The sequence below is a fragment of the Sphingomonas sp. SRI_018 genome (assembly GCF_057586275.1).
The window spans coordinates 2,514,998-2,534,968 of record NZ_JBYCZO010000001.1; the positions used below are offsets into that span (position 1 = coordinate 2,514,998).

Sequence of the window (19,971 nt, forward strand, 5' to 3'; positions counted from 1 at the left end):
GGATGGATGCCCGCCCTGCCGCTGCGCCGACGCCGAAGACGATCCGCCGCGAGGATTATCGCCCGCCCGCCTGGCTCGTGCCGACGATCGCGCTCGACTTCGACCTCGACCCCGCGCGTACGCGGGTTCGCGCCACGCTCACCGTAGAGCGGAACGGGGATCACTCGGAACCGCTGCGCCTGGATGGCGACGGACTCACACCGCTCGCGGTGCGCGTCGACGGCAGCGATGCCGACTGGTCGCTCGACGACGGTGCGCTCGTCGTCCCGCTGAGCGGCGACCGCCACAGCATCGAGACCGAGGTCGAGGTCGCGCCCGAGACCAACACCCAGCTGATGGGCCTCTATGCCTCGGGCGGGCTGCTGTGCACGCAATGCGAGGCGGAGGGCTTTCGCCGCATCACCTTCTTCCCCGATCGGCCCGACGTGCTCAGCCGCTATTCGGTGCGGATGGCGGCCGACAAGGCGCGTTTTCCGATCCTGCTCGCCAACGGCGATCCGGCCGCCTCGGGGGAGCTGGAGGGCGGCCGGCATTGGGCGCAGTGGAACGATCCCTTTCCCAAGCCGAGCTACCTGTTCGCGCTGGTCGCGGGCGACCTCGTCGCCAATCGCGCGACCTTCACCACCCGGTCCGGCCGCGAGGTGCAACTCGGCATCTGGGTGCGCGCTGCCGATCTTCCCAAGACCGATCACGCCCTCCACGCGCTCAGGACGGCGATGAAGTGGGACGAGGATGTCTATGGCCGGGAATACGACCTCGATGTCTTCAACATCGTTGCGGTTGACGACTTCAACTTCGGGGCGATGGAGAACAAGGGGCTGAACATCTTCAACAGCCGCTACATCCTCGCCGACCCGGAGACCGCGACCGATTACGACTATGACGCGATCGCCGCCGTGGTGGCGCACGAATATTTCCACAACTGGTCGGGCGACCGCATCACCTGCCGCGACTGGTTCCAGCTGAGCCTCAAGGAAGGCTTCACCGTGTTCCGCGACCAGAGCTTCTCCGCCGACCAGGGATCGGCGGCGGTCAAGCGGATCGAGGACGTGCGATCCTTACGCGCCGCGCAGTTCCCCGAGGATGCGGGGCCGCTCGCCCACCCGGTCCGACCCGACGAATATATCGAGATCTCGAACTTCTACACCGCGACCATCTACAACAAGGGTGCCGAGGTCATCCGCATGATGGCGACGCTGCTGGGGCCCGAGAAGTTCCGCGCCGCGACCGACCTCTATTTCGACCGGTTCGACGGCACCGCCGCCACCGTCGACGACTTCGTCGCCTGCATGGAGGAGGCGGGAGGGATCGATCTCGGCCAGTTCCGCCGGTGGTATGCGCAAGCCGGCACGCCGCGCCTCGCCGCGCGCCTCAGCCATGATGCCGAGCGGCGGCGCGCGGTGCTGAAGCTCGAACAGTCCACCCCGCCGACGCCGGGCCAGCCGGTCAAGGAGCCGCTGGTGCTGCCGCTCAGGCTCAAGCTGTTCGGCGCCGACAGCGCGAAGCCGCTCATCGACGAGCGGCTGGAGGTGTTCGCCCACGCGAGCGCGGAGGTGGCGTTCGAGGGGCTGGCCGAGCGGCCGGTACTGTCGATCAACCGCGGCTTCTCCGCGCCGATCATCGTCGACAGCGACCGCACCGCCGCCGACCTCGCTTTCCTGTCGGCGCGCGACGACGATCCCTTCGCCCGCTACGAGGCGATGCAGCAGCTGATGCTCGACACGCTGGTCTCCGCGGTCAGCCGCGGGCGCGCCGATCACGGGCCGGTGCTGGAGGCGATCCGCAACACGCTCACCGATCCGGCGCTCGATGCGGCGTTCATCGGCGAGGCGGTGCTGTTGCCGTCCGAGAGCTTCATCGGCGACCAGATGCCGGTGGTCGATCCCGAGGCGATCTATCAGGCGCGCGAGGCGTTGCGGCACGACATCGGCCGGACGCTCGAGCGCGAGTGGCGCGCGGCTTACGAGAAGACCCGCGCCAATCGCTTCGAATATTCGCCCGCGGCCAAGGGCGCGCGGCGATTGAGGACGGTGGCGCTCGGCTATCTCGCGGCGAGCGGGGCGGAGGATGCGGCGGCGCTCGCCTTCGCCCAGTTCGAGGCGGCGGACAACATGACCGACCGCCAGGGCGCGCTGACCACGCTCGCCAATGGCGACGCCGCCGAGCGGGCGACGGCGCTCGAGCTGTTCTATCGCCGCTATCGCGACAATGCGCTGGTGCTCGACAAGTGGTTCTCGACCCAGGCGCTGTCGACGCGCGACGACACATTGGCGGCGGTCGAGGCGCTGGCGCGGCATCCGGACTTCACGCTCGCCAATCCCAATCGCGCCCGCGCGCTGGTGGGGGCGTTCGGGGTGAACCAGCGGGCGTTCCATCACGCATCGGGAGGCGGCTACCGCTTCGTCGCCGATCAGCTGATCGCGCTCGACAAGCTCAACCCGCAGACGGCGGCCAAGCTGCTGCCGCCGCTGGGACGCTGGCGGCGGTTCGACGCGGCGCGGGCGGAGGCGATGAAGGCGGAGCTGAACCGTATCCTCGCCGTGCCGGGGCTCAGCAAGGATATGTTCGAGCAGGTCAGCAAGAGCGTGGAGGGATAGGCGCGTCCGGCGGCGGGGGCGCCGGACGCGCCGGTCCGGCCAGGCGAGAGCGGGGAGCACGCCCGGCCGGGACGAAGTCGATTACTGCTGCTGCTCCGGCTCCTGCTTGGCCGCCCGCTTCGTGACCGAACCCTTCCCCATCGCGGAGACGAGCACGTCGCCCGAGCCGGTGAAATTGGAGACGGGCAGCGTCGCGAGCCGATCGCCGACCTGGACGACTACGCTGGTGACCGCGCCGCGCGCGGTGGTCTTCAGCGACTGGACGGTGCCGATCAGCCGTTCGCGCGCGTCGACCACCGGCATTCCCGGCCGTGCGACGAAGTTGCCCGTGCCGCTGCCCGCGGCATTCCCGGCGAGCGCGAGCGTGTCGTCGCCCATCGATCCCGCCGCGCCGCCCGAACCGGCGGCGGTGTCCGATCCGCTCGTGCCGCCGAGCGTCCCCGCCCGATCGCGGACTGCGCCAACGGTTGAACCGACGCGGTCGCGCGCGTTGCCGACGAGGCCGCGCCCGGCGCCGACTGCCTGGCCGGCCGTGCTGCGCACCGCATCGGTGCCGATGAGCTGGGCGTCGGCGCCACCCGAGGCCGATCCCGAGCCCGACGCACTGCCGCTCAGCGCGCGGTCGGCGACGGTGCCATCGAGTGCGCCCGAGCCGCTGCCGTCGGCGCTGCCGCGCGCATGGACGCGGCCGCTGCGCCGGTCGACCGAGCGCTCGGCGCGGGCATTGCCGTCGCCGGTGATGCGGCCCGAGCCGGTGGTGTCGATAGTGCGGCCGAGCGTACCCCCAAGCCCGCCGCCGAGCGTGCCGCCCAGCTGCCCGCCCAAGCCTCCGCCCAGCCCGCCGCCGCCGAGCAGCTGCGCCGACGCCGGCGCCGAAGCGAATATGAGCGCGACGAGCGCGCCGCCGATCACGATCCTGGCCATTTCTTCGTCCTCCGTGACATGATTCCATCGGGCACCGATCGGCGCCTCGTCACGAGAACGGCAGGGCTTCGCGGTTTAATCCCGCCGGCCCAAAATTATTTGCGGGTCGCGCAGTCGCCGCAGACGAGGCCGCGGCCATAGACGGGATCGGGGCCGCGCGTGCCGAGGTCCTTCGCAGCCGCGTCGACCGCGGCGAGACGGCCCCCTGCACGCGCGATCGCCGCGGCGACGAGCGGAACGGCGAAGGAGGTACCGCGCACCCGCCGCGCGCGGCCGCGTGCATCGAGCGCGACCATGTCGGCGCCGGGCGCGGCATAGTCGAGATGGGCGGCGCGGCCTGCCTCGATCAGCACCCGGCCGCGACCATCGACGCCGGTGACGGCGACCACGCCCGGATAGGAGGCGGGATAGGCCGGCGGCGCCGCCGGCCCGTCGTTGCCGACCGCGGCGACGATCACCATCCCGCGCGTCTGGGCGGCGGCGACCGTGCGCGCAAGCAGCGGATTGGGCGGGCCGACGAGGCTGATCGCGACCACCGGCGCGCGCTCGCCCGCCAGCCAGCCGAGCGCCCGCGCGATCGCCACCGCGCTGCCGCCGGCGCGGTCACCGCCATAGACGTCGGCAACGAGCAGGCCGGCTCCCGGCGCGCCGCCGCGCACTGGTCCGCCACCAGCGATCAGCGAGGCGACCGCGGTGCCGTGATCGCTCGGCCGTGGCGCGCCGGCGGCAAAGCCCTGCTGGCGCACCGGCCCGCCGACGCCGCGGCCGACGCCGCCGTCGATCATGCCGACCACGATTCCCTTGCCGGCCGCCGATGCCCGAGCCTCCTGCGCCGCCGTGCCGAGGCCGCCGCTCTCGAAATGGAGCACGTCCGCCGATACGGCGGCGACAGGCGCGAGCCGGCGTGCCTCGCGCATCGCCTCGGCGAGGCTGCGGCTTTCGGGGATCGCCAATCGGGCATAGCCGACGCCGAGTCCTTCGACCTCGGCCTGTTCGATCAGGCGATACCCTCTGCCGGCGAGCAGCGAGAGCGTCGCGGCATCGGGATCGGTCAGCACGATCTCGCCCGCGCGCGCGGGTTGGCCGTTGTCGTCGAGCGCGATGCGGTCGCGGCTCTCGCGCACCAGCCGCGCGAACCGATCGAGCCGCGCGGCGGCGAGCGCTTGCGGGGGCAGGTCACGGACGCGTTCGACGACTTCGCCCGTGGTCCGGCCGATGCCATCGACGATCTCGCCCGGCAGGCTGCCGACCGGCCCTGGCAGGCTCGGCAGCTGCGGCACGAGCTGCGCCTGCGCGGCCGCCGCCGTCAGGGCAGCGAACACCAACATCAGCGCGAATCGCATCGTCATCCGGAACATCCTAAGAGAAAATATCGAGGACCGGGATGAAACGAGCGGGGCCGTCCGTTTCATCCGGGAGGCGAAAGGAGGAGGCATCCTGAGGTTCGAGGACGACGTGCTGGCGCTGCTGCCGCGGCTGAGGCGGTTCGCCCATGCGCTCGCCCGCTCGCCGAGCGATGCCGACGACCTCTGCCAGACGGCGATCGAGCGGGCGCTGACGGCGCGCGCGGGGTGGCAGCCGGGGACACGATTGGACAGCTGGATGTATCGCATCATGCGCAACGCCTGGATCGACACCGCCCGCGCCCGCAGCCGCGCCGCACAGACCTTCGTCGCGGAGGAGGCCGGGCTGACGGTGGGCGATGCGGGCGACCGCGCCGTCGAGGCTGCGGTCGAGCTCGATCAGGTGATGCGGGCGATGGCGCGGCTGCCTGACGAGCAGCGCGAGGCGGTGGCGCTCGTGCTGGTCGAGGGGCTCGCCTACAAGGAGGCGGCGGCGGTGCTCGACATCCCGATGGGCACGCTCACCTCGCGGCTGGTGCGCGGGCGCGAGGCGCTGATGCGGCAGTTGGGGGAAGCGGCATGACGATCGAACCGGAAATGCTGATGGCCTATGCCGACGGCGAGCTCGACCCGCTTGCTGCCAAGCGGGTCGAGCTCGCGATCACCGCCGATCCGGCGCTCGCCGAGCAGGTGGCGGCACATCGGCGGCTGCGCGCGCGGATCGTGGGCAGCTTCGCGCCGGTCGCGGAGGCGGCGGTGCCGGAGCGGCTGACCACGCTGCTCAAGCCTGACAATGTCGTGCCGCTGCGTCCGCGCGCGCGCCCGCGCTTCGATCTGCGCTGGATGGCGGCGATTGCGGCCAGCCTGGTGATCGGACTCCTGATCGGCCCGATGCTCAGGCCAGGCGCGCCGGTTGAGGTGGGGCCGATGGGGCTGGTCGCATCGGGCGATCTCGCCCGCGCGCTCGACACGCAGCTCGCCGCGACCCAGGGCGATGCGCCGATCCGGGTGATCGTGAGCTTCCGCGATTCCTCGGGCGCGATCTGCCGCACCTTCGCCGGACGGGCGACGAGCGGGATTGCCTGCCGGGAGGGCGACGGCTGGTCGCTCCGCCGCACCGTCTCCGGCGCGGCCGAGGCGCACCCCGACTATCGCCAGGCCGGTTCGACCGATCCCGCGCTGATGGCGATGGCGCAGGACATGATGGCCGGCGCCCCGCTCGACGCCGCACAGGAACGCGCGGCGCACGATCGCGGGTGGCGCTGAGCCGTTACGCCATCACGTTTCGCCCGCGCGTCACCGTCGCGGTGTGGCCGACGCTGGCGTTGGTCGACCTGGCCTTCACCGTGTCGACGAACAGCCAGTCGTTGGTGACGCGGTCGGGCGTCAGCGTCAGCGCCATATAGCCGCGGCGCGAAACATCGCACCATTTGAGCTCGCCGCTCGCCTTGACCAGCGCCGCCGCCATCGCCTTGGGATCGGCGGCCGCTGCGGATTCATAGCCCGGCGAGGTCACCGCCTGGCCGGCGAACTCGACGCCGGCGGGCTTGCCGTCGTTCCCGAGGTCGAAGGCCCAGGCGTTGTGGCTGTCGCCGGTGATCACCACCAGGTTCGCGCCGGCCGTTTGCGCCGAGGCGAGGAAGCGCTTGCGCGCCGCCGGATAGCCGCCCCAATTGTCGAAGTTGGAGGGCAGGCCGACCTTCGCCGCCACGATGCCGCTTTCCACATAGTTCCGGCTGCGCGCGGGCGCGTCGGGTTTCAGCCAGCCGATTGCCTCCGCCGGCGCGCGCTGTTCGCCCATGATCGTGCCGAAGCCGACGACCTGCCAGCGCTGGCCCGCCTTCACCGAGCGCGTCATCGCGTGGGACAGCCAGCTTTCCTGCGTGGTGCCGAGCATGGTCATGCCCGGGTCCATCCATGCGCCGTCGCGGAACTTGGTGAGCGCCGCCACCGGATCGGCGTCGCGGAACAACGGGGCGACGTCGGGCTGCGCGGTACGGGCGAGCAGGCGCGTCTCGGTACGAAACAAGGTTGCGAGCGTGCCGATGTCATAGGTCTTCCAGGGCTCGTCGCTGACCGGCATCCATTCGCGATAGGCCTGGACCGCCGCGGCCTTGCGCAGGTTCCAGTCGCCTTCGTTCGGCTGGTGGTTCTGTGCCCCGCCTTCCCAGCTGTCGTTGGCCGATTCGTGATCGTCCCACTGCACGATCATCGGCTTGACGCGGTGCAGCTCCTGAAGGTCGGGATCGGCGCGGTAGCTGGCGTAGCGCAGGCGATAGTCGGCGAGGCTCAGGATTTCGCTGGGCGGCAGCGGCACGCGGCCGTCGACCGGCCCGCCCGGCGGGGCATAGCCGTCCGGCGCATATTCGTAGAAATAGTCGCCGAGGTGGATCGACAGGTCGATGTCGTCCCGCGCGGCGGCATGGCCATAGGCGTTGAAATAGCCATAGGGCAGGTTGGAGCAGGAGAAGATCGCCGCCTTGAAGGACGGCGTGGCGCCCTCCGGCAGCGTCCTGGTGAGGCCGACCGGCGAGAAGCTGCCGTCCGGCGCGACGAAGCGATAATGGTAGCGGGTCGCGGGCTTGAGGCCGTCGACGGTAACCTTGACCGTATGATCGCGCCAGGGGCCGGTGATCATCACCCCGCCCGCGGCGATGCGGGCGAAATCGGGCGTCTCGGCCACTTCGACCTTGAGCTCGGCGGTACCTCCATCGGCGGGGACATAGCGCGTCCACAGCAGCATCGTGTCCGGCCCGGGCTCGCCACTCGCGACCGAATGGGTGAAGCCCCGGAGCGCCGCGACGTTCGGCGTCTGGGCGAAGCCCGGCAGCGCGAGGCCGGCGATGCCGAGGGTTCCGGTGACGAGCAGGCTGCGGCGGTCGATGATGATCATGAGCGTCCTCTTCAATCCGCGGGCCGTCTGCGCCTGCCATGTGTCGGGCGCGTGACACTATGACATGGGCAGGCTAGGCGCGCTGCAGGATGCGCCTGCCACCTCCTTTCGCGCTGTTGGCGGTACTTGCCGTCGTGCTGATCGCGCTCGCGTGGATGCGGCCGATCGATCACGACGAGAGCCAGTATGTCGCCGCGGCGGTGCTGAGCGCGGGAGGGCTGCTGCCTTATCGCGACTATGCCTATCTGCAGACGCCGTTGCAGCCGCTGCTGTTCGCGCCGATCGCCTGGGCGGCGGGGACATGGGCCTATCCGGCGCTCCGGATCGTCAACGCGCTGCTCGGCTGGGCGGCGGTGGCGGGCGTCTATGCCGGCGCGCGCGTCGCGGGGGCGCGACCGACGATCGCGATCTCTTGCGCGATGCTGTTCGCGGCGTGCGACATCCTGCTGTTCTCGGCCGGCACCGCGCGCAACGATGCCCTGCCGGCGGCAATGCTGGCATGGGCGCTGCCGCTGATCCTGAAGGCGGAGCGGGGCGACGGCAGCCGCATCGGCGCCCTGGCGATCGGCTTGCTGCTCGCCGGCGCGACCGCCGCGAAGGTCTCCTATGCGATCCCCGCGCTCGCCTACGGCCTCTATGCGTTGGTGCGCCGCGAGCGGCATCGGCCGCTGTGGGTGATCGCCGGCACGCTGCCGGCGGTGGCATTGGTCGCGTGGCTCTGGTGGCTTGATCCGCCGAGCGCGTATTTCGGTACGGTCTTGTTCCCGGCTCTCGCCCCCGCCCAATATTATGAGTCTGCCGGCCGGGCATGGAAGCTCTCGACCGGGCTCAAGCTGGTCGACACGCTGAAGTTCCTCGCGCTCGGCCCGGCGCTGCTCGCGCTGATTGCGGTCGCATGGCGACAGCCGCGCGGGCTGCCCCGGCTGCTCGGCTGGCTGATCCTCGCCGGGCTGGTCGCGGCGCTGCTGCCGACGCCAACCTGGCGGCAGTATCTGCTGCCGCTGCTGCCGCCGCTGTTCATCGCGCTCGCCGAACGCTGGGAGGCGCAGCCGCCTGCGCGCGCGCTGCGCATCGCCGTCGCCGTCTTCGCGGGCGCCGGGCTCGTCCCGTCGGCCATCGCGCTAGCGGCGGGTGGCGGGTTGTCGACGGCGATCGCCGAAGGGCACGCGATCCGAGCGGCGATGGACGCGGCCCGTGCCGACGGCCCGATCGCCACGCTCGCGCCGGAGTTCGTTCCGGCGAGCAGGCGTCCGGTCGATCCGCGCTTCGCCTCGGGTCCGTTCGTCTTCCGCAGCGCAGGGCTGTTCGACCTCAACGGCGAGGTGCTGCACCATTTCGTCACCCGCGCGCGGATCGATAAGCATTTTACCGAGCTCGGTCAGCCGCCGCGGGCGATCCTCGTCGGCGGTGAGGGCAAATGGACCAGCGGCGAGGATGCGCTCGACCGGGTGCTGGAGGATTGGGCGACCGCCCATGGCTGGCGTCGCGTGCCGGTCGCGAGCGCGCGCTTCCGCCTCTACGTCCCGCCTCAGGCGGCGGCGCGGCGCTTGCCTTCGAGCAGCTCGGAATAATAGTCGACCAGCGCCGCGGCGTGGTCGCGGTCGGTGCGCACCTTGGCCGCGGCGTGGAGGCAGGCTGCGCGCAGGATCGCGGGCTCGCGCTGGAACAGCCGCTCGATCGCCGCCGCGCAGCTCCGGGCGTCGCGGGCGCGATACTGTTCGGCGAAGGGCGGCTCGGCGATGTCGGCGGCGCCGCCCTCATCCGGCACGATCAGCGGCAGGCCGGAGGCGACCGCCTCCAGCGCGACCAGTCCGAACGGCTCGGCGTCGGAGCCATGGATCAGCCCGTCGACGCTCGCCATGATCTGGGCGAAGCGCAGCCGGTCGTAGAGCGGGCGGAACAGGCGGATATGCGGGCTGCCTTCGACGCGGCGCGCCAACTTCTCGCGTGCGACGCCGTTGCCGAGCAGAATCAGCCCGACCGGCATCCGCTCGCCCGCCGCCTGCACCGCGTCGATCACGCAGGGCCAGCGCTTCTCGGGATGGTGCCGGCCGACGCCGAGCAGCAGATGCCCGTCCCCGGGCAGGCCGCACTGGCGCAGCAGCGCAGCGCGCAGCTGCTCGTCGCGCAGCTCGGGCGAGAAATAGCCGCGGTCGATGCCGAGCGGCATCGCCGCATGGACGGTAAGGCCGCGCCGGGCATGGCGCTTGGCGAGCGTCACGCCGTTGGTGACGAAGGCGTCGAAATGGGCGAGGAAGCGCGCCTGATAGCGCGTGTACCAGGCGAACCAGCGCTCGACCGTCGCCATGTCGGCCACGCCCTCCAGCCAGCGGCCGGCATAGGCGGCCATATTGTCGTTGTGCGCGAAGAACACCTTGAGCGCGCGGCCCTGCCATTGCCCGACGATCCAGGCCGGCCGCCACGGCGAGCTCGCCTCGACCACGTCGGGGTCGAGCCGGTCGAGCAGCCGCGTCACCGGCTCCGCGCTCCAGAACAATCCGTAATTATGGTCGAAGGGGAGGCGCGGCGCCTTCACCCAATGGACCACGCCGCCGCCCGGCCGTTCCTCGACCGCGTCCTCGCGGCCCGCGGCGATCACGATCAGCTCGTGCCCCATGTCGGCGAGGATGCCCATCTTGCGGTCGAGATAGGTGCGCACCCCGCCACCGGTCGGCGAGTAGAATTCGTTGACGTCGACGATGCGCATCGCGGAGCTGCCTCAATCGTCCGGCGTGTACGGACCGAAGCCCGACAGGCCGCGTAGATATTGCACCTGGATCGTCGCGGTCGCCACCCCGCGGCCGACCATGATCAGCGCCTGGTCGAGCTTGGGGCGGCTGCGGCCGAGCTTCTGATTGCCGGGGAAGCCCGCGCCGTCGCGCCAGAAGTTGAACTTGTTCCGGCCGTCGCGATCATGGGTGAACAGCAGCGCGTAGCGGCCGGGTGCCGGCACGCGGATGCACATCGTCACCGGGCCGTCGCCGGACGGCGTCGCCGCCCAGACGCGGCGGAAGATCTTGCCTTCCTTGACCAGATCGCGATCGTCCTTGAGGAAATCCTCTTCTGTCGCCGGGTAGAGCTCCAGCTTGAGCCGGCCGGTGCGGTCCTTGAGGCCCACCACATTGGCCCGGATCGCCGGCCCGCGCCCGGAGGCGCAGGCATCGGCATCGCTGCCGATCGGCCCGGTCTGCGCCGAGGCGGGAGCGATCATGACGAGAGCGAGACCGGCCGCGGCCACGCGCGTCATCCGATCCTCCGCACCAGTGCCTGGATGCCGAAGAAGGCGATGAACAGGGCGTGCCCGAGCAGGGTCAGCGCCGCGGTGAAGGCGATGAGCTCCGACAGCTGCTCGCCCTGGCCGATCAGGATGATCGCGAAATTGGCGAACAGGAGGTCCTTGTTCGGCACGAACGGCAGGCGCGAGACCAGGAGGCGCCCGGCGGCGAGGAGCAGCCACATGCCGAGCGACACGTGCGGCATCGCGAAATGCCAGGCGAGCGCGATCATGAACGAGCCGAAGCAGAGCCTCAGGCAATGCATCCCGAACACCCACCACAAGGTCCCGCGCGGCAGCGAGAATACCCGCCGCGAGAAGATGATGAACGGCAGCGACATCGCGACGATGACCACCGCCGACCACACCAGCTTCTGGAAGGTTTCCGGGTAGAACAGGTTCCGGGCGAGCGGCAGCGCCAGCGCCATCATCGCCAGCGTGATCGCATTGCCGGCGATGGCGGAGAGGATCGACACGTCCTTCACCGCGCCGAAGGGCGCCGTCACCATCTTCAGCCGCGAACGCGCCCAGGCGTAGAAATAGGCCTCGCCCGAATAGCCGAACACCACCTCGTTCGCGACGCGCTTCTTGATCAGCGCACCGAGGCCGGCGACCGGAAGTCCCCACAGCCGGCGGAAGATCAGCCAGTCGAAGGTCGGCGGCGACATGTAGAGCAGCGCGAAGGCGATGTAATAGCCGGGCGAGCGCGGAATCTCGCGGCTCAGCGCCGACAGCCCCTCGCCGAACAATTCATGAGCGAGGCCCGCCACCATCGCCAATGTGAGCAGGCCCGCCAGCACGATCGGCCAGCGCCGCCGGATGCGTTCGATCGGCTCGAGCCCGGCGAGCTGATTCGCAGCCGGGGCAGGCGGCAGCACGTCGGCGTGCATTGTCGTCGAGGCACTCATATCGGGAGGATTCAAAGGGGCAATTCCGTATGGTGCCAGGTCTAGCCGGGCGGGAGCGCCCCTGGCCCCAGCCCGATCCGCCTCCCCATCGCCCAGGAATTTGACAAACATATGTCAAAAGCGATCCATGGGCGGAGAGCGGCCGCTTTGCTATCGGCACGCCGAAGATGAGCATCGCGCGCCACATCCTCGTGCCGGTCCAGACGCTGAACGGCGGCGGGGTCGAAAAGGTTGCGCTGCGACTCGCCGAGGCGTGGATCGGACAGGGCCGACAGGTGACGCTGGCCATCGGATCGCGCGAAGGGCCGCTCGCGGCGGAGCTTCCCGAAGGTGCCGCCTGCGTCGAGCTGGGCGATTCGCGCTACACGGCGTTGCTCCGGGCGATGCCCCGAATCACGCAGGAAGCCGCGCCGGACATCCTGTTCTGCCCCGGCAATCACTACACCAGCATCGCCGGATGGACCCGGCTGCGGCTCGGCCGCGCCTGTCCGCCGATCGTCGCCAAGGTCTCCAACGCGCTGGTCCGCCGCGACATGGGCGGAATCGTGGCGAGCGGCTATCGCGCCTGGTTGCGGCTGCATCCGCACTTCGTCGACGCGCTGGTGGCGATGACGCCAGGGATGGCGAATGAAGCGGTCGCGGCGATGCGGATGCCGCGGGAGCTTGTGCACGTCATACCCAATCCGGCGCCGCGGCACGGCGCGGGCGAGATACCGGCCGGCCGCTATCTGCTCGGCGTCGGCCGGCTCGCGCCGCAGAAGCGCTGGGACCGCGCGATCGCGGCGATGACACGGATTGCGGATCGCGAGGTGCGACTGGTGATCTACGGCGAGGGCGCCGAGCGCGCGGCATTGGAAAGCCGGGTGCAAGCGCTCGGTCTCTCCGATCGCGTGGACCTGCCCGGCTATGTCGCTGACCCCTCGGCCGCGATCGCCGGCGCGGCGGCGGTGGTGCTGACCTCTGACTTCGAGGGCGTGCCCGGTGTGCTACGCGAGGCGTTGGCGGTGGGGACGCCGGTGGTCAGCACTGATTCGAGCGTCGCCGTACGCGAAATTATCGCCAGCGCCGATCAAGGCAGCGTTGTGCCGGTCGACGACGCCGACGCGCTGGTCGCGGCGCTCGACCATTGGCTAACACCCGGCCGAGGCCGCCCTGCGCCTGTTGGCGAGAACGGCGATCCCGCTGCGGCCTATGCCGCGCTGTTCGATTCGCTGGTGTCGCCGACGCCTTCGATCTGAGCCGCGGCCTCGGAGCGGCGCTGCAGCGCGACCTTGATCATCGCCACCATCGGATCGGCGAGCGCGAGGCCGAGCACGCCGAACAAGGTGCTCGCCAGGATCTGCGCCGAGAGCGTGAGCGCCGGCGGCAGGTCGACCGTGCGGCGGGCGATCATCGGGATGACGATATAGCCGTCGATGTTCTGGACGAGGAAGTAGATGAAGATCGCCGCGAATCCGGTGTAGACGCCCGCGCTGAACCCGACGGCCACCATCAGCACGCCGCTGGTGATCGCGCCGATGTTGGGGATGAAGGCGAGCATGCCCGTAATGATGCCGAGCAGCAGCGCCATCGGCACGCCGGCGATCCACAGGCAGATCCAGGTGAACACCCCCTCGAACGCCATGCCCAGCAGGCGGCCGGCGAGCAGGCGGCGCATCGTCACCGACATGCGCTCGAGCGTGATGGCGAACTCGTTGCGGCTCTGGAGCGGGATCATCCACTCCAGCCCGCGGCCGTAGATGCGCGGCTCCATCGCCACGAACAGGCCGATGATCAGGATCATCAGCAGGCTGCCGACCGCCCCGATCGCGCTGCCGACCGCAGAGGTCAGCCGCCCCACCGATCCCAGGGCCTGCTGCGCCATGCCGGCAAGGTCCGATCGCGCGGGCATGACGCCGAGCTCGGCGAGCCAGCTCGCGACGCGGTTGGCCTGCACCTCCAGCGTGGTGCGGAGCTGCTCGGCCTGCTCGGCGATCTGGACGCCGGTCAGGTAGAAGACGGTGACGACGAAGGTTACCGCCGCGATCATCACGATCGCGAGCCGGAAACCGCGCGGGATCGGCAGCACCCGCCCGAGCAGCCGCACGCCGCCGTCGAGCATCGAAGCGAAGACGAGCCCGCCGAAGATGATCAGCAGCGGCTGGATCAGCAGCACCACCAGCGCCATCGCCGCGGCGAGGCCGAGCCAGATGCTCGCCTTCTTGAGCTCGGCATAGGTGCGCGCGTCGTGCCCGTCGTTCGGTCCCGGCGCGGTGACGGGATCGCGCGGCTTGGTCACTTGGCCGTCCGCTGCGGGTGGAGCGAGGTGCCGGCGCGGCCCGGCCGGAACGAGGCGGGCCAGGTCAGCGGGTTCCAGGTGGCGCTGCCGTCCAATGAGAAGGTGATGAACTCGGCGCGCCCGCCGATATTCTCCCACGGGACCGGGCCGCCGAGGCCGAGCTCGCTCACCGGGAAGCGGCTGTCGGCGGAATTGTCGCGGTTGTCGCCCATCAGGAAGACATGGTTCGCGGGAATGGGGATCGGGCCGTAATTGTCGCCCTCGGAATAGCCGCGGTCGATGGTGTCGTAGCTGCGGCCACCCGGCAGCGTCTCGCGGTAGATCGGCATCCGGCAATAGGTTCTACCGTCGGTACCGGCGACCTCGGTATCGGTGCACTTGGTATTGGCGTCGGCCGCGATCAGCCGGTCGCCCTCATAGACGCGCGGCACCGCGCGGCCGTTCAGATAGACGATGCCGCCCCGCACCTGCAGCCGGTCGCCGGGCAAGCCGATCACGCGCTTGATATAGTCGGTGGCGGCCCCCGGCGGCGTCACGATCACCACGTCGCCGCGTTCGGGCATCCGCCCGAAGAGCCGGCCGTGGATGAACGGCAGCACATGGAAGGTCGGCGAGACATAGCTGTAGCCGTAGGGATATTTGGTCACCACCAGCCGGTCGCCGACCAACAGGCCCGGCATCATCGATTCGGACGGGATGTAGAAGGGCTTGGCGATCAGGCTGTGGAAGCCGAGCACCGCCAGCACCAGCCAGACGATGCCGCGGGCCTCCGCCCACCAGTCGGTCTTGGGCTTGGACGTCGCCACGCCATCATCCTCCGTGGGAACAGTGTCGGGGCGGTCGAGCGCCAGGTCGTCAGCCATGATCCGGAATAGCCTCGATGACGACGAAGGCCTGGGCCCAGGGATGGTCGTCGGTGAGCGTCAAATGCACGTGTGCGAGGTGGCCCGCCGGGATCAAGGCGTCAAGCCTCGCCTTGGCGCCGCCGGTGAGCGCCAGAGTCGGCGCGCCCGAGGGCGCGTTGACCACGCCGATGTCCTTCATGAACACGCCGCGCTTGAATCCGGTGCCGACCGCCTTGGAGAAGGCCTCCTTGGCGGCGAAGCGCTTGGCGAGCGTCGCGGCATAGGTGAAGGGGCGGCGCTTCGCCTTGGCGAGCTCGACCTCGGTGAACACGCGGGTCTCGAATCGCGCGCCGAACCGGTCGAGCGACGACTGGATGCGCTCGATCGAGCACAGGTCGGAGCCGAGGCCGATGATCACAAGCTCCTCCCCGGCACGGGGAGGGGGACCGCCGCCGAAGGCGGTGGTGGAGGGGGCCCTGCCTCAAACGATTCGCTGGAGGAGGGCCCCCTCCACCACGCCGCTACGCGGCGCGGTCCCCCTCCCCGTGCCGGGGAGGATTTTGGGAGCCGGCTCACCGCGCCATATCCATCAGTTCGCGCATCCGCTTCACCACCGGCGCGAGGCCGTCGAAGATCGCCTCGCCGATCAGGAAATGGCCGATGTTGAGCTCCCTGAGCTGCGGGATCGCCGCTACGGCCACGACGTTGTCGAAGGTCAGGCCGTGACCCGCGTGCGGCTCGATGCCGTTCTTCGCCGCCAGCGCCGCGGCGTCGGCGAGGCGGCGCAGCTCCTCCGCCTGTGCGTCGCCCGTCAGCTCGGCGAAGCGCCCGGTGTGGAGCTCGACCACCGGCGCGCCGAGGCTCATTGCCGCCTCGATCTGGCGCGGGTCCGGCTCGATGAACAGCGAGACCCGGATGTTCGCCTGCCCCAGCGCGCGCACCATCGGCGCGAGGTGATTGTGCTGGCCGGCGGCGTCGAGACCGCCTTCGGTGGTGCGTTCCTCGCGCTTCTCGGGGACGATGCAGGCGGCGTGCGGGCGATGGCGGAGCGCGATCTCCAGCATCTCCTCGGTCGCCGCCATCTCGAGGTTGAGCGGGACCGGCAGCTCGGCGGACAGGCGGGCGATGTCGTCGTCGGTGATGTGGCGTCGGTCCTCGCGCAAATGTGCGGTGATGCCGTCCGCTCCCGCCTCGGCCGCGAGCAACGCCGCGCGCACCGGGTCGGGATAGCCCGAGCCGCGCGCGTTCCGGACGGTCGCGACATGGTCGATGTTGACCCCGAGGCGCAGCTGCCGGGTCAAGCCGCCGCGCGGCTCCCGGGCTTGATCGCGGGAATCGCCGCCAGCTCGGGCGGCAGCGCTTCGGGATCGTAAGTCGGCACTTCCAGCCGAATCAGGGGGATGAACGGCACGTCGAAGGCGGCATTGCCGTTGGAGCGGTCGACCAGCGCCGCGGCGGCGATCACCTTGCCGCCCGCCTCCTCGATCGCCTTCATCGCCTCGCGCGAGGAAAGGCCGGTGGTGACGACGTCCTCCATCATCAGCACCCTGGTGCCGGGCTCCAGCCGGAAGCCGCGGCGCAGCTCGAAGCTGCCGGTCGGCCGCTCGACGAACATCGCCGGCACGCCGAGCGCACGGGCGACCTCGTGCCCGGCGATCACCCCGCCCATCGCGGGCGACACCACCGCCTCGATCGCGTCGCGCAGGTCGGCGGGGAAGCGCCGCACCAGCTCCTCCGCCAGCCGGGCGCCGCGTGCCGGGTCCATCAGCACGCGCGCGCATTGCAGGTAGCGCGGGCTCCGAAGGCCCGAGGAGAGGATGAAATGCCCTTCCAGCAGCGCGTCGGCGGCGCGGAATTCGGCGAGGATATCGTCGTCGGTCATTGTGGCGCCCCTAGTAGGTTCGCGCCGGCTTCATCGCAATGGCCGCGGCGATCCAAGATGCTTGAGGCGCGCCAATCGCTTGCGTATAGGCCGCTAGCAACCGAGCCTTCGCTCGCGACCAAGCGGCCAATCCAAGCGCCGGAACAACAGGGACGTTTCGCCACGATGCGCATGTTTGCCCTCAAGACGATGATCCTCGCCGCGGGGCTTGCGCTCGCCGGCGCGGGCGCCGCCGCGGCGCCTGCCAATACCGCCGCTCCTGCGGTCGCGACCACGGCGGCTCCGACCGAAGCGGCGGCGGCCAACGTCGCCGCGCCCGCCGATCCGACGCTGGCGCAGGACGGCGCGCCCAAGCTCGCCCCGACCGAGCATGTCGGCCAGCCGAGCAACGGCTGGATCGGCATCCAGAAGCAGGTCACGCCGAATGGCCAGGAAGCGCTGTGGTTCCACAATGCGGTGCTGTTCCCGCTGATCACGATCATCTCGCTGTTCGTGCTGGCGCTGCTGCTGTGGGTGGTGTTCCGCTATCGCGCGGCGGCCAACCCGACCCCGTCCAAGACCAGCCACAACACCTTCATCGAGATCATCTGGACGCTGGTGCCGGTGCTGATCCTGGTCGCGATCGCGGTGCCCTCGATCCGCCTGCTCGCCGCGCAGTTCAAGCCCGCCCCCAAGGGCGCGGTGACGCTGAAGGCGACCGGCAACCAGTGGTACTGGACCTATGAATATCCCGACCACGGCGGCATCCAGCTCACCTCGAACATGCTGAAGGAGCAGTCGGAGGTGCCCGCCGGCCAGCGCTACCGCACCGATGCCGACGGCCCGCGCCTGCTCGCGGTCGACCAGCGCGTGGTGCTCCCCGTGGGCGTGCCGATCCGCCTGATCACCACCGCCGCCGACGTGATCCACAGCTGGGCGGTGCCCGCCTTCTGGATCAAGCTCGACGCGATCCCCGGCCGCATCAACGAGACCAGCTTCACCATCAAGGAGCCGGGTCTCTACTTCGGCCAGTGCTCGGAGCTGTGCGGCGCGCGTCACGCATACATGCCGATCGCGGTCGAGGCGGTGTCGCCGGCCGAGTTCGCCGCCTGGGTGAAGGCCAAGGGCGGCAGCATGCCGGGCGCGGCCAAGCCGTCCGAGGCGACGCCGGCGCAACCCGGTTCGGACGCCGCCGCCGGCAACATCACCACCGCGCCCGAGGGCGCGCCGGTCGAGAACGCCACCGTTCCCGCCGAGACCACCAATCAGGCCGCGACGGCCAACCCCGGAAACTGAGCCGATGACCGACACCACCATCGACGCGCTCGACGCGCACGGCCACCACGATGCGCACGCGCATCATGACGCCGATCACAAGCCGGGCTTCTTCGCCCGCTGGTTCATGTCGACGAACCACAAGGACATCGGCACGCTCTACCTGATCTTCGCGATCGTCGCGGGGATCATCGGCGGCGGCATTTCCGGCCTGATGCGCCTCGAGCTGGCGGAGCCCGGCATCCAGTATCTCGGCGCCTGGGCGAGCTGGTTCCATGGCGGCGAGCAGTCGTTCGACGAGGCGCTGCACTTCTGGAACGTGCTGATCACCGCGCACGGCCTGATCATGGTGTTCTTCATGGTGATGCCGGCGATGATCGGCGGATTCGGCAACTGGTTCGTCCCGATCATGATCGGCGCGCCGGACATGGCGTTCCCACGCATGAACAACATCTCGTTCTGGCTGCTGATCCCGAGCTTCACGCTGCTGCTCGCCTCGCCGTTCTTCGGCGGCGCCGGCAACGGCTGGACGCTCTACGCGCCGCTCTCCACCTACGGCGAGCCGGGGCCGTCGACCGACATGGCGATCCTGTCGCTGCACCTCGCCGGCGCCTCCTCGATCCTGGGCGCGATCAACTTCATCACCACCATCTTCAACATGCGCGCACCGGGCATGACGCTGCACAAGATGCCGCTGTTCGCCTGGTCGGTGCTGGTCACCGCCTTCCTGCTGCTGCTCGCGCTGCCGGTGCTCGCCGCGGCGATCACCATGCTGCTGACCGACCGCAACTTCGGCACGACCTTCTTCGATCCGGCCGGCGGCGGCAATCCGGTGCTCTACCAGCATTTGTTCTGGTTCTTCGGCCACCCCGAGGTCTACATCATGATCCTGCCGGGCTTCGGCATGATCAGTCACATCGTCGCCACCTTCAGCCGCAAGCCGGTGTTCGGCTATCTCGGCATGGCCTATGCCATGGTCGCGATCGGCGTGGTCGGCTTCATCGTGTGGGCGCACCACATGTTCACCACCGGCCTCAGCGTGAACGTGAAGATGTACTTCACCGCCGCGACGATGGTGATCGCGGTGCCGACCGGCATCAAGATCTTCTCGTGGATCGCGACGATGTGGGGCGGCTCGCTGCGCTTCAAGACGCCGATGGTGTGGGCGCTGGGCTTCATCTTCATGTTCACCGTCGGCGGCGTGACCGGCGTCGTGCTCGCCAACGGCGGCGTCGACGACTATATGCAGGACACCTACTACGTGGTGGCGCACTTCCACTACGTGCTGAGCCTCGGCGCGGTGTTCAGCCTGTTCGCGGGCTTCTACTACTGGTTCCCGAAGATGTCGGGCCGGATGTACAACGAGTTCCTCGGCCAGCTGCACTTCTGGGTGTTCTTCATCGGCGTGAACGTGCTGTTCTTCCCGATGCACTTCCTGGGCCTGCAGGGCATGCCGCGGCGCTATCCGGACTATCCGGACGCCTTCGCCTACTACAACCACATCGCCAGCATCGGCTACGCGATCATGGCGGTCGGCATGGTGATCTTCTTCATCAACCTGGTCATCAGCCTGTTCGCCGGCCGCAAGGCGGGGGACAATCCGTGGGGCGAAGGCGCGACGACGCTCGAATGGACGCTGTCGAGCCCGCCGCCGTACCACCAGTTCGAGACGCTCCCGAAGGTCGACTGACCCCGGCCGGAACCTCTCCGATCCGATCAACGAAACGCCTCGGCCCCGCGCCGGGGCGTTTTCGTTTGCAAGGGGCGCGGACG

The 19,971-nt window shown here is 69.9% G+C and carries 18 protein-coding genes; 7 read left to right on the forward strand and 11 right to left on the reverse strand.

What is annotated here, in order from left to right:
- Positions 1-2 precede the first annotated feature (2 nt).
- The gene (pepN, locus tag AC2YHA_RS11720) at positions 3-2,597 is read left to right on the forward strand and encodes an aminopeptidase N (RefSeq protein WP_487401740.1); all 2,595 of its coding nucleotides are present in this window, start codon (positions 3-5) and stop codon (positions 2,595-2,597) included.
- An 81-nt stretch (positions 2,598-2,678) separates the two neighbouring features.
- Here the strand turns inward: pepN and AC2YHA_RS11725 are convergent, their stop codons facing one another.
- The gene (locus AC2YHA_RS11725; RefSeq protein ID WP_487401640.1) at positions 2,679-3,521 is read right to left on the reverse strand and encodes a hypothetical protein; all 843 of its coding nucleotides are present in this window, start codon (positions 3,519-3,521) and stop codon (positions 2,679-2,681) included.
- 95 nt (positions 3,522-3,616) lie between these two features.
- A complete protein-coding gene (locus tag AC2YHA_RS11730; protein WP_487401641.1) occupies positions 3,617-4,870 on the reverse strand; it encodes a S8 family serine peptidase in 1,254 nt (417 codons plus the stop codon).
- An 88-nt stretch (positions 4,871-4,958) separates the two neighbouring features.
- Here AC2YHA_RS11730 and AC2YHA_RS11735 point away from each other — a divergent pair, with 88 nt between their 5' ends.
- Complete coding sequence (locus AC2YHA_RS11735) at positions 4,959-5,447, forward strand: sigma-70 family RNA polymerase sigma factor (protein WP_487401741.1); 489 nt, start codon at positions 4,959-4,961, stop codon at positions 5,445-5,447.
- Positions 5,444-6,130 carry an anti-sigma factor family protein gene (locus tag AC2YHA_RS11740; protein WP_487401642.1) on the forward strand — a complete coding sequence of 229 codons (687 nt, stop codon included), beginning with the start codon at positions 5,444-5,446 and terminating at the stop codon, positions 6,128-6,130. Before AC2YHA_RS11735 ends, AC2YHA_RS11740 begins: the two co-directional genes overlap by 4 nt.
- Before the next feature lie 4 nt (positions 6,131-6,134).
- Here AC2YHA_RS11740 and AC2YHA_RS11745 read toward each other — a convergent pair whose 3' ends face one another.
- Positions 6,135-7,757, reverse strand: a complete 1,623-nt coding sequence (locus AC2YHA_RS11745) for an alkaline phosphatase D family protein (protein WP_487401643.1) — start codon at positions 7,755-7,757, stop codon at positions 6,135-6,137.
- Between the two features lie 89 nt (positions 7,758-7,846).
- Here AC2YHA_RS11745 and AC2YHA_RS11750 point away from each other — a divergent pair, with 89 nt between their 5' ends.
- Positions 7,847-9,328 (forward strand): DUF2029 domain-containing protein, encoded by a 1,482-nt coding sequence (locus AC2YHA_RS11750; protein ID WP_487401644.1) that lies wholly within the window; start codon positions 7,847-7,849, stop codon positions 9,326-9,328.
- Here the strand turns inward: AC2YHA_RS11750 and AC2YHA_RS11755 are convergent.
- Genes AC2YHA_RS11755 through AC2YHA_RS11765 form a run of 3 tightly spaced genes read right to left on the reverse strand, consistent with a single transcriptional unit; the run spans position 9,286 to position 11,939 of the window.
- Entirely contained in the window at positions 9,286-10,464 is a 1,179-nt protein-coding gene (locus AC2YHA_RS11755; RefSeq protein WP_487401645.1) for a glycosyltransferase, read from the reverse strand. The two genes, AC2YHA_RS11750 and AC2YHA_RS11755, sit on opposite strands and share 43 nt — an antisense overlap.
- A 12-nt stretch (positions 10,465-10,476) precedes the next feature.
- A complete protein-coding gene (locus AC2YHA_RS11760) occupies positions 10,477-11,004 on the reverse strand; it encodes a DUF2141 domain-containing protein (RefSeq protein WP_487401646.1) in 528 nt (175 codons plus the stop codon).
- Positions 11,001-11,939 (reverse strand): hypothetical protein, encoded by a 939-nt coding sequence (locus tag AC2YHA_RS11765; protein ID WP_487401647.1) that lies wholly within the window; start codon positions 11,937-11,939, stop codon positions 11,001-11,003. The genes AC2YHA_RS11760 and AC2YHA_RS11765 overlap by 4 nt, the downstream gene beginning before the upstream one ends.
- A 167-nt stretch (positions 11,940-12,106) precedes the next feature.
- On the opposite strand from AC2YHA_RS11765, the gene AC2YHA_RS11770 reads away from it, so the two are divergent.
- The gene (locus AC2YHA_RS11770; RefSeq protein ID WP_487401648.1) at positions 12,107-13,177 is read left to right on the forward strand and encodes a glycosyltransferase; all 1,071 of its coding nucleotides are present in this window, start codon (positions 12,107-12,109) and stop codon (positions 13,175-13,177) included.
- Here AC2YHA_RS11770 and AC2YHA_RS11775 read toward each other — a convergent pair.
- The 5 genes from AC2YHA_RS11775 to pyrE form a co-directional block, all read right to left on the reverse strand.
- The gene (locus AC2YHA_RS11775) at positions 13,129-14,217 is read right to left on the reverse strand and encodes an AI-2E family transporter (protein ID WP_487401649.1); all 1,089 of its coding nucleotides are present in this window, start codon (positions 14,215-14,217) and stop codon (positions 13,129-13,131) included. The two genes, AC2YHA_RS11770 and AC2YHA_RS11775, sit on opposite strands and share 49 nt — an antisense overlap.
- Positions 14,214-15,080: a signal peptidase I gene (gene lepB / locus AC2YHA_RS11780; protein WP_487401650.1), complete on the reverse strand. Its 867-nt coding sequence runs from the start codon at positions 15,078-15,080 to the stop codon at positions 14,214-14,216. Before lepB ends, AC2YHA_RS11775 begins: the two co-directional genes overlap by 4 nt.
- The gene (acpS, locus tag AC2YHA_RS11785; protein WP_487401651.1) at positions 15,073-15,480 is read right to left on the reverse strand and encodes a holo-ACP synthase; all 408 of its coding nucleotides are present in this window, start codon (positions 15,478-15,480) and stop codon (positions 15,073-15,075) included. The genes lepB and acpS overlap by 8 nt, the downstream gene beginning before the upstream one ends.
- A 154-nt stretch (positions 15,481-15,634) precedes the next feature.
- Entirely contained in the window at positions 15,635-16,363 is a 729-nt protein-coding gene (locus tag AC2YHA_RS11790) for a pyridoxine 5'-phosphate synthase (RefSeq protein ID WP_487401652.1), read from the reverse strand.
- Complete coding sequence (pyrE, locus tag AC2YHA_RS11795) at positions 16,360-16,944, reverse strand: orotate phosphoribosyltransferase (protein WP_487401653.1); 585 nt, start codon at positions 16,942-16,944, stop codon at positions 16,360-16,362. The genes AC2YHA_RS11790 and pyrE overlap by 4 nt, the downstream gene beginning before the upstream one ends.
- Positions 16,945-17,109: 165 nt before the next feature.
- On the opposite strand from pyrE, the gene coxB reads away from it, so the two are divergent.
- Together coxB and ctaD are read left to right on the forward strand one after the other, a co-directional pair.
- The gene (coxB, locus tag AC2YHA_RS11800; protein WP_487401654.1) at positions 17,110-18,219 is read left to right on the forward strand and encodes a cytochrome c oxidase subunit II; all 1,110 of its coding nucleotides are present in this window, start codon (positions 17,110-17,112) and stop codon (positions 18,217-18,219) included.
- 4 nt (positions 18,220-18,223) lie between these two features.
- Complete coding sequence (ctaD, locus tag AC2YHA_RS11805; RefSeq protein WP_487401655.1) at positions 18,224-19,888, forward strand: cytochrome c oxidase subunit I; 1,665 nt, start codon at positions 18,224-18,226, stop codon at positions 19,886-19,888.
- The last annotated feature ends 83 nt before the right edge of the window (positions 19,889-19,971 follow it).

Coding starts and splice junctions, on each gene's coding strand:
- AC2YHA_RS11725 (WP_487401640.1), bottom strand. CDS start 3,521: ATGGCCAGGATCGTGATCGGCGGCGCGCTCGTCGCGCTCATATTCGCT.
- AC2YHA_RS11760 (WP_487401646.1), bottom strand. CDS start 11,004: ATGACGCGCGTGGCCGCGGCCGGTCTCGCTCTCGTCATGATCGCTCCC.
- AC2YHA_RS11730 (WP_487401641.1), bottom strand. CDS start 4,870: ATGACGATGCGATTCGCGCTGATGTTGGTGTTCGCTGCCCTGACGGCG.
- pepN (WP_487401740.1), top strand. CDS start 3: ATGGATGCCCGCCCTGCCGCTGCGCCGACGCCGAAGACGATCCGCCGC.
- pyrE (WP_487401653.1), bottom strand. CDS start 16,944: ATGACCGACGACGATATCCTCGCCGAATTCCGCGCCGCCGACGCGCTG.
- AC2YHA_RS11770 (WP_487401648.1), top strand. CDS start 12,107: ATGAGCATCGCGCGCCACATCCTCGTGCCGGTCCAGACGCTGAACGGC.
- AC2YHA_RS11740 (WP_487401642.1), top strand. CDS start 5,444: ATGACGATCGAACCGGAAATGCTGATGGCCTATGCCGACGGCGAGCTC.
- AC2YHA_RS11755 (WP_487401645.1), bottom strand. CDS start 10,464: ATGCGCATCGTCGACGTCAACGAATTCTACTCGCCGACCGGTGGCGGG.
- ctaD (WP_487401655.1), top strand. CDS start 18,224: ATGACCGACACCACCATCGACGCGCTCGACGCGCACGGCCACCACGAT.
- AC2YHA_RS11765 (WP_487401647.1), bottom strand. CDS start 11,939: ATGAGTGCCTCGACGACAATGCACGCCGACGTGCTGCCGCCTGCCCCG.
- coxB (WP_487401654.1), top strand. CDS start 17,110: ATGCGCATGTTTGCCCTCAAGACGATGATCCTCGCCGCGGGGCTTGCG.
- AC2YHA_RS11745 (WP_487401643.1), bottom strand. CDS start 7,757: ATGATCATCATCGACCGCCGCAGCCTGCTCGTCACCGGAACCCTCGGC.
- lepB (WP_487401650.1), bottom strand. CDS start 15,080: ATGGCTGACGACCTGGCGCTCGACCGCCCCGACACTGTTCCCACGGAG.
- AC2YHA_RS11750 (WP_487401644.1), top strand. CDS start 7,847: ATGCGCCTGCCACCTCCTTTCGCGCTGTTGGCGGTACTTGCCGTCGTG.